Raw genomic sequence first — 1,087 nt, 5'->3', positions numbered from 1 at the left:
GCTGTACGGCGGCTTCCTGCCGTATACCGCAACCTTCCTGATGTTTGTGGAATATGCCCGTAACGCGGTGCGCATGGCCGCACTGATGAAAGTCCGCAGTATCTACGTCTATACCCATGACGCCATCGGTCTGGGTGAAGAGGGCCCGACGCACCAGCCGGTAGAACAGCTGGCCAGCCTGCGCGTGACTCCAAACATGAGCACCTGGCGTCCGGCGGATCAGGTAGAAACCGCGGTGGCGTGGAAATACGCCATCGAGCGCAAGGATGGCCCGACGGCGCTGATCCTGTCGCGTCAAAACCTGGCCCAACAGGCACGCACCGCGCAGCAACTGGCGGACGTGGCGAAAAGCGCTTACGTTCTGAAAGACAGCGACGGTCAGCCAGACCTGAGCCTGATTGCTACCGGTTCAGAGGTAGAGCTGGCGGTTGCCGCCAGCGACGTGCTGAGCGCGTAGGGTCACAAGGTACGCGTGGTTTCCATGCCGTCCACTGATGCGTTCGACAAGCAGGGTGCTGCCTACCGTGAAGCAGTGAGCGCCCGCGTGGCGATCGAAGCGAGGATTGCAGACTACTGGTACAAGTATGTTGGCCTGAACGGCGCGATTGTTGGCATGACGAGCTTCGGTGAATCGGCTCCGGCAGAAAAACTGTTCGAGGTGTTTGGCGTTACGGTGGATAACGTGGTGGCAAAAGACAGCGCGTTGCTGAAGTAGGTCTTAGACAGCTGAAGCCCCGTCATCCTCGGCGAAAGCCGTGGATGACGGGGATGGGCGGGAATTTGGTTTCAAAAGACATGGTTACAGGTCTTGAGTACTTAGGATGCACACCACCCCTGTAGCTGCGCATAGTGCAGCTACATGATGGTTTTCCCATCGCAGATACGCCCGTCTTTGATCATCGCCAGCGCGTCAGTAAACGGCAGTTCGATAATGCTTTGTTGAGGAAATAGAACTTTTGGGTAATCATCGGAGCAGATCACCACAGTTGTTTCAAAATCAGGTCTCCATGGCAAAACAAAATTTTAAAATCACCAACTGGCCCTCTTATAACAAGGCCCTCAAGCAGCGCGGTTCTCTAACCGTATG

General features: G+C 56.0%; 1 protein-coding gene and 2 pseudogenes. 2 read left to right on the top strand and 1 reads right to left on the bottom strand.

The annotated features are described in order from the left end of the window. Positions 1-715: pseudogene (locus QZ506_RS09305) on the top strand (transketolase C-terminal domain-containing protein); the annotation flags it as partial. 140 nt (positions 716-855) lie between these two features. Here the strand turns inward: QZ506_RS09305 and QZ506_RS09300 are convergent. Further along, positions 856-933, bottom strand: a pseudogene (locus tag QZ506_RS09300) (GDP-mannose pyrophosphatase NudK); the annotation flags it as partial. Positions 934-1,007: 74 nt separating this feature from the next. On the opposite strand from QZ506_RS09300, the gene QZ506_RS09295 reads away from it, so the two are divergent. Beyond that, a partial coding sequence (locus QZ506_RS09295) for a hypothetical protein (RefSeq protein WP_291970582.1) occupies positions 1,008-1,087 on the top strand: 80 nt, incomplete at its 3' end.

Origin of the sequence: Candidatus Symbiopectobacterium sp., assembly GCF_020054415.1 — a bacterium.
GTDB lineage: Bacteria > Pseudomonadota > Gammaproteobacteria > Enterobacterales > Enterobacteriaceae > Symbiopectobacterium.
This window is presented reverse-complemented; position numbering and strand designations above follow the sequence as displayed.